The sequence below is a fragment of the Aquabacterium sp. UBA2148 genome, from assembly GCF_002328915.1.
Taxonomy (GTDB): Bacteria; Pseudomonadota; Gammaproteobacteria; order Burkholderiales; family Burkholderiaceae_C; genus Aquabacterium; species Aquabacterium parvum.
In genome coordinates, this window is sequence record NZ_DCXA01000094.1 from 1 (window position 1) to 6508 (window position 6508).

A 6508-nucleotide genomic window follows, 5' to 3' on the forward strand; every position below is an offset into this window, starting at 1 on the left:
GCCGAGCACGACGGCTCCATGCTCAAGGCGCAGACGCGCGAGATGTCGCAAGCCATCCTGCAGCGTGTGCTGGCCAACGAGGCCGGCCCGGCGCGCGACATCGTGCTGATGAACGCCGGCGCGGCCTTGTACGCGGCCGATGTGGCCGACAGCCTGGCCGATGGCATCGAGCGTGCCCGCGAAGCCCTGGCCTCGGGTCGGGCCGCCGAGAAGCTCGAGCAGTTCGTGCGGGCCACGCAGCGCCTGGCCCAAGCACAGTCCTGAACGCCGGCCCGAGCCCCTGAAAGAACCACCATGTCCGACATCCTGCAGAAGATCGTCGCCGTCAAGCACGAAGAAATCGCGCTGGCGCTCAAGACCCGCTCCCTGGCCGACGTGCGCGCGCAAGCCGAACAGCGCAACCGCGAGCTGAGCGACGTGCGCGATTTCACCGGCGCCTTGCGCGCCAAGGTGGCCGCAGGCCAGGCCGCCGTCATCGCCGAGGTCAAGAAGGCCAGCCCCAGCAAGGGCGTGCTGCGCGAGCACTTCGTGCCGGCCGACATCGCGCGCAGCTACGCGCAGCATGGCGCGGCCTGCCTGAGCGTGCTGACGGATGAACGCTTCTTCCAGGGCTGTGAGGCCTACCTGAAGCAAGCCCGCGAAGCCTGCGGCCTGCCCGTGCTGCGCAAGGACTTCATGGTCGACGCCTTCCAGGTCTACGACGCCCGGGTCATGGGTGCCGACTGCATCCTGCTGATCGCTGCCTGCCTGGACGATGCCCAGATGCGCGACCTCGAAGCCCTGGCGCACGAGCTCGGCATGGCCGTGCTGGTCGAGGTGCACGATGGCGAGGAGCTGGACCGGGCTTTGAAGCTCAAGACCCCGCTGGTCGGCATCAACAACCGCAACCTGCGCACCTTCGAGGTCACGCTGGACACCACGCTGGGCCTGCTGCCGCGCGTGCCGGCCGACCGGCTGCTGGTGACCGAGTCCGGCATCCTGGGGCGCGAAGACGTGCAGCGCATGCGCGCCGCCGACGTGCACGCCTTCCTGGTGGGTGAGGCCTTCATGCGCCAGCCGGATCCTGGCGTGGCGCTGGCCCAGCTGTTCAACTGAGCGCCGAAGCGGGCCATGGCACGCAAGGCATCGGCACCGAAGCAGGTGCCTCAAGCGGCGCTGGATTTCGGAGCTGAGCCATTGGCTGTGTCGGGGGCGTCGGCTGAGCCTGCCTTGGCGGGCGAACCCGCAGCGACCCAGACGCCCGCGCTGTCACGCCCACTCGACGACTTGTTCGATGCCGTGCCGCCCGACTGGCGACCACTGACCGATGCCTTCCGCGCCAGCCCGCAGGGCCGGGCCCTGATCGATCGTGTCGACCTGGCCCGAGCGGCGGGTGCGGTCATCTACCCAGACGAGGTTTTCCACGCGCTGTACCTGACGCGACGCGCCGACGTGAAGGTGCTCATCCTGGGGCAGGACCCGTATCACGGCCCCGGTCAGGCCCATGGGCTGGCGTTCTCGGTGCGCCCGGGCGTGGCCATCCCGCCCAGCCTGCGCAACATCCGCAAAGAGATCCAGCGGGAGCTGGGCTTGCATGCGCCCGTGCACGGCTGCCTGCAAGGCTGGGCCGAGCGAGGGGTGTTGTTGCTCAACACCGCGCTGACGGTGCAGGCCGCCGAGGCGGGCAGCCACGCCGGCTGGGGCTGGGAGCTGTTGACCGACGCCCTGGCGCAGGCCGTGGTGGCCGATGCCGGTGCGCGGGTGGTGATGCTGTGGGGTGCGCATGCCCAGCGCAAGGCGCCATTGCTCGAAGCCGCACGGCGGGCGTCGGGGCAGTCGCTGGACGACCTGCTGGTGCTGCAAAGCAATCACCCCTCGCCCTTGTCCGCTACGCGCGGGCCGTTGCCCTTTGTGGGCAACGGGCACTTTGGTCGGGCGGTGGCGTTCTGGCGTGAACGCGGTCAGGCGTTGGACTGGGCCCTGGCCTGAGGCCTGCCTGGTCCGGCGATGCCGGATTCGACGGGTTCAGTCCACGTACCAGACGCTCTGGATGGCGACGTGGTCGCCTTTGACCTTGTCGAGCTCCGGGAAGTCCTTGTAGCGGAAGGTCTCGTACACGTAGCGGCCCTTGAGGCTCCAGCCCGGCGTCACCGCGTACTCGCCTTCGACGATGAAGCCGGTGCTGGCCTTCATGTCGAACTTGGCATCGAAGCGGGTGGTGTCGCCGGCGAGACGGCCGTTGTCGATCTTGACCGTGGGCTGGGTGGACTTGCGCACACCGAAACCGATGCGTGCGCGGTCGGTGGCGTGCCACAGCAGCGTGGCCTCGACAGGGACGCGGCGGAAGCGGTACTTGGTGTTGTCCTGCCCGTTGCTCTGGTCGTTGTGGTACGCCACGACGGTTTGCAGGCTCAAAGGCAGGTTGCCCAGCTTCAGGCTCAGGCCCACGCGCAGGTCCAGGCCGTCGCCAGCCCTGATGTTGGTGACATCGTTGGCGCTGGCGCCCTCGGCGTCGTTCTGCACGCGCAGCAAAGTGTCGCCGCCCGCAGCCAGGCCCACGCCGATGAACGGACGCAGCCCTGTTGGCGAATAGGTGTTTTCGGCGACTTGGGCGCCAGCCGTGACGACAAACGAGGACAGCAGGCAGGCTGCCAGCAAGGTCTTGCGCATCTTCTTCCCTGTTGAATGTTGGCTCAAGCGCCCGATTCTGCCCCAGTCGCGCCGAGCACGGGGAGGCCAGCAGGCGCCTTAGATCCCCCGTCAAGTGTGACTTTGACCACACAGAGTGGCAATGCATGTGTTCAGAAACAGTAACCCACCCATGTTCGGGATTACACGGGGTTTGATCCCTCTGACACACTGGCCCTCAGCGTTTTCCCACCCTTTTGGGCGTGCGCAGGGCGATGCGGTTGATCCCTTGGCTGACCCATCCACCCATCGAACCCGCTCCAGCCCAACCGGATGAACACCATGAACGACCACCATCACCCACTTCCCTCGCTGGGGGTCGTCATCGTCAACTACAACACCGAGGATCTGACGCTGCAGCGCGTCAAATCCTTGTTGGAGCACGGCATCGCTGCACCCGGCGACATCTGCGTCGTCGACAACCTGTCGCCCGATGGCTCGGGTGTGCGCCTGCAAAGCAGCCTGCCCGCCGGCGTGCGCCTGGTGCTGTCGCCGCGCAACGGTGGCTTCGGGGCGGGCGTCAACATCGGTGTGGCGGCGTCGAGCACCGACCTGGTGCTGGTGCTCAACCCCGACACCTACTTCCTTCGCAACCGGGTGGAGGTGCTGCAGCGCCTGTTCACCGAAACGCCCAACCTGGGCATCGCCGGGCTCAAGCTCATCAACCCCGATGGCAGCCTGCAGTACTCGGCGCGGCGCTTTTATTCCCTGCTGGACATCCTGGCGCGCCGCACCCCTTTGGGCAACCTGGGGCCGCTGCGCAAGCTGGTCAGCAGCCACCTGCTCAAGCGCAACTGGCAGGGTGGGCCGTTCAAGGCCGACTGGGTCATCGGCACGGGCTTCGTCGTGCGTCGCACCGCATTCGACGAAGTCGGACGCATGGATGAGGGATACTTCCTCTACTTCGAAGAGGTTGATCTCTGCGCGCGCATGTGGGTCAAGGGCTGGCAGGTCGTGGCCGTTCCCGAAGTGGAGTTGGTGCACGAACACCAGCGCCACAGCCAGGCTGGCATCTGGTCCAGCTCGGGCCAGACCCACCTGCGCAGCATGGTGCGCTTCTTCACCAAGTTCGGCGTGCCCTGGGTGCGGCGTCCCCATCGCTCGAAGATGAAGTCGGCCTACCTGAGGTGGCGCAGGCAGGTCATCGAGCATGGGGTGGGCGCCCAGTCCGACGCCCAGGTCTGATCGACCCTGCCGGCCCCTGTGGCCGGCTTTGGTTTGGCTCTCGTTCCTCTCCACTCCTGGTTCGACATGAAGCGCATTGCCCTGGTCCTGTCCAGCTGCCTGCTGGTGGCCTGCACCCCGATGGGGAACCTGCAGCCCTCCGAGCAGGTGCGATACCTGACCGCCGAAGACCTGGCCGCCATGGCCAAGGAGCCCACGCGCGTGCAGGCGGGTGACACGCTGCGCATCGTGCGCGACGCGCAGGACCCGGCCATGGACCTGCGCAACCTCGTGGAAGACAGCCAGACCCAGCTCTACGTGGTGCGCCCTGACGGCAGCTTTTCCTTCCGTTTTGCCGGTCGCGTCGAAGCCGCGGGCAAAACACCCGATGAGCTCGCCACCGAACTCTCCACCAAGCTCGACGCCTTCTACCGACAGCCCGGCGTGACCGTCAACATCGTGTCATCGCCCAGCAGCAAGGTGGTCATCGGCGGGGCCGTGCGCGCGCCCGGCGCCATCGACACCAACGCGATCGCCACGCTGGAGCAGGGCCTGTTCGCCGTCGGTGGCCTGCTGCCCGCAGCCGACCCCACCCACATCGCCCTGCTGCGCTTGAACCAGGCGCAGCGCTACCAGCTGTACTTCGTGGACATGAGCCGCATCCTGCAAAGTCAGTCGGGTGACGCGGCCACGCCCAACCTCGCCTTGCGTCGCGGCGACATCCTCTTCGTGCCCAAGTCGACTGCCGGCAACGTGGGCGATGGCGTGGAGGTCTACATCAACCAGATCCTGCCCTTCTCGCGTTCGCTGGGCATCGGTTATTCCTGGGGTGAGACCCGCGTGAAGTAAGGCCCGGCCCACATGATCGACATCCGTTCCTCGCGCGACATCGTCCGCCTGTACTACATCTTCCGCCGCAACTTCGTGGTGGCGATGGCCGTGACCGCGCTGCTCATCGTGGCCGGTGCCTTCTTCTGGCCGCCGAGTTACACCTCCGAAGCGCGCCTGCTGGTGCGCGCCGGCCGCGAGAACGTGACGGTGCCGCTGGACGTGGGCGAGCGTCAGGCCTACACGCCCTACGCCACGCAGCGCGACCCCATCGTCGACGACGAGAAGATGCTCACGGGCTACCCGGTGGTCAACCAGGTCGCGCGCCTGTACCTGGCCGAGGTGGCCAACATGCCGCCGCCCGAAGGCTGGAAGGCGCAGGTCAAGATCGCGCTCAAGAAGGGCGTGCAGGCCGTCATCGACGGCATCCGCTGGGTGACGGTGGCTTTGGGCCTGAGCGAGGCCCAAAGCCCGGAAGACCGCCTGGCCAACAAGCTCGCCGGCAGGTTCAAGGTCAGCCACGGCATCGGCTCCAACGTGATGGAGCTGAGCTTCACCTGGGACGACCCGCAGACCGCGCAGCGCATCATGCAGACCTGGATCAAGGTCTACACCGATGAGCGCACCAACGTGCTCGGCCGCAAGAGCCTGGTGCCCTTCTACGACGGCAAGGTGCGCGGCGCCGACCAGCAGATCGAGTCGCTGAAAGAGCAGATGCGCACGCGCCTGGCCGCCATCGACGGCGTCAGCGCCGAAGAGCGCCTCACGGCCCTCACCAAGCGCATCAACGAGCTGCGCGACCGCCAAGCCGAAGCCCAGTCCGAGAAAAGCGCCATCGAACACGGCGTGGCCTTTGCCACCAGCCAGGCCGGCCGCATGAAGCGCGAGGTGGTGGCCGAGCGCGAGGTGGGCCTGAGCCCCTCCTGGATCGCGATGAGCGCGCAGCTGGCCGAACTCAAGCGCCAGCGCACCGATGCGTTGCGCGTCTACAAGGAGGGCGCACCAGCGCTGCTGGCCATCAACGAAAGCATCGCCGCCGTCGAGGCGCAGCTCAAGGCCGAAGAGCGCAACACCCAGCGGGCCGAGAAGCGCACGCCCAATGAACTGGGGGTGCTGCTGGAGCGCAACCAGCTGGAAAAATCGCTGCGCCTGCAGGAGCTGCGCTCGATCACGGCATCCATCGAGCGCGAGCTTGAAACACTCGGCAAGGCGCGCGCCCGCGTTCTCAGCCAGGAGCCCGAACCCGCCCGCCTCGAACAAGCTTTGCAGGTGGCCGAGAAGTCGCGCCTGCTCTACCTCGACAGCCTCGAGAAAGCCCGCATCGACCAGGCGCTCGACGACAGCCGCATCAACAACATCGCCGTCATCCAGGCCGCGTCGTTCAGCCCCAGCCGCTCCAGCCCCAAGAGCCTGCTGATGCTGTTCCTGGCCCTGCCCGCGGGCGCCATGGTCGGCCTGTTGACCGTCTACATCAGCGCCATGCTCGACCAGCGCATCCACGATGGCGGCCGCATCGAAGCGCGCTTTGGCGTGCCGCTGTGGGGCACCGTCAAAGACGTCAAACCGGGCGAAGAAGACAACGAGTTCCACGCCAGCTTGCTGCGCATCGTGGGCACCTTGCCAATGGACCGCATCCGAGACAAGGGCCTGATCGTGGGCCTGGCCTCGTCGCGCAAGGGGGAGGGCGTGAGCTTTTTGATTGTGCACATGGTGATGCAGCTGCAAGCCCTGGGGCTGACGGTGCGCGTCAACCCCGAAGACGCCCGCGTGCAGCCGGGCGAGGTGGTGCTGATGAACGGCTCGAACCTGCTGAGCAGCCAGTCTGCCTTCGTTCGCCTGCGCCACGCCG

At 67.1% G+C, this 6508-nt stretch carries 6 protein-coding genes and 1 pseudogene; 6 read left to right on the plus strand and 1 reads right to left on the minus strand.

The features are described 5' to 3' along the window. From trpD to B2W70_RS05015, 3 genes and pseudogenes are all read left to right on the plus strand, one after another. A pseudogene (gene trpD, locus B2W70_RS05005) lies at window positions 1-264 on the plus strand (anthranilate phosphoribosyltransferase); the annotation flags it as partial. A 30-nt stretch (window positions 265-294) separates the two neighbouring features. After that, entirely contained in the window at window positions 295-1095 is an 801-nt protein-coding gene (gene trpC, locus B2W70_RS05010; protein ID WP_286743474.1) for an indole-3-glycerol phosphate synthase TrpC, read from the plus strand. 114 nt (window positions 1096-1209) lie between these two features. Further along, window positions 1210-1968: a uracil-DNA glycosylase gene (locus tag B2W70_RS05015; protein ID WP_286743476.1), complete on the plus strand. Its 759-nt coding sequence runs from the start codon at window positions 1210-1212 to the stop codon at window positions 1966-1968. A gap of 36 nt (window positions 1969-2004) precedes the next feature. Here B2W70_RS05015 and B2W70_RS05020 read toward each other — a convergent pair whose 3' ends face one another. Continuing rightward, a complete protein-coding gene (locus tag B2W70_RS05020) occupies window positions 2005-2649 on the minus strand; it encodes a hypothetical protein (RefSeq protein WP_286743478.1) in 645 nt (214 codons plus the stop codon). A gap of 300 nt (window positions 2650-2949) precedes the next feature. Here B2W70_RS05020 and B2W70_RS05025 point away from each other — a divergent pair, with 300 nt between their 5' ends. The 3 genes from B2W70_RS05025 to B2W70_RS05035 form a co-directional block, all read left to right on the plus strand. Continuing rightward, window positions 2950-3852 carry a glycosyltransferase family 2 protein gene (locus B2W70_RS05025; protein WP_286743480.1) on the plus strand — a complete coding sequence of 301 codons (903 nt, stop codon included), beginning with the start codon at window positions 2950-2952 and terminating at the stop codon, window positions 3850-3852. A gap of 66 nt (window positions 3853-3918) precedes the next feature. Then, window positions 3919-4680, plus strand: a complete 762-nt coding sequence (locus tag B2W70_RS05030; protein ID WP_286743483.1) for a polysaccharide biosynthesis/export family protein — start codon at window positions 3919-3921, stop codon at window positions 4678-4680. 12 nt (window positions 4681-4692) lie between these two features. After that, window positions 4693-6508: GumC family protein (locus B2W70_RS05035; protein WP_286743484.1), on the plus strand; the 1816-nt coding region annotated here is incomplete at its 3' end.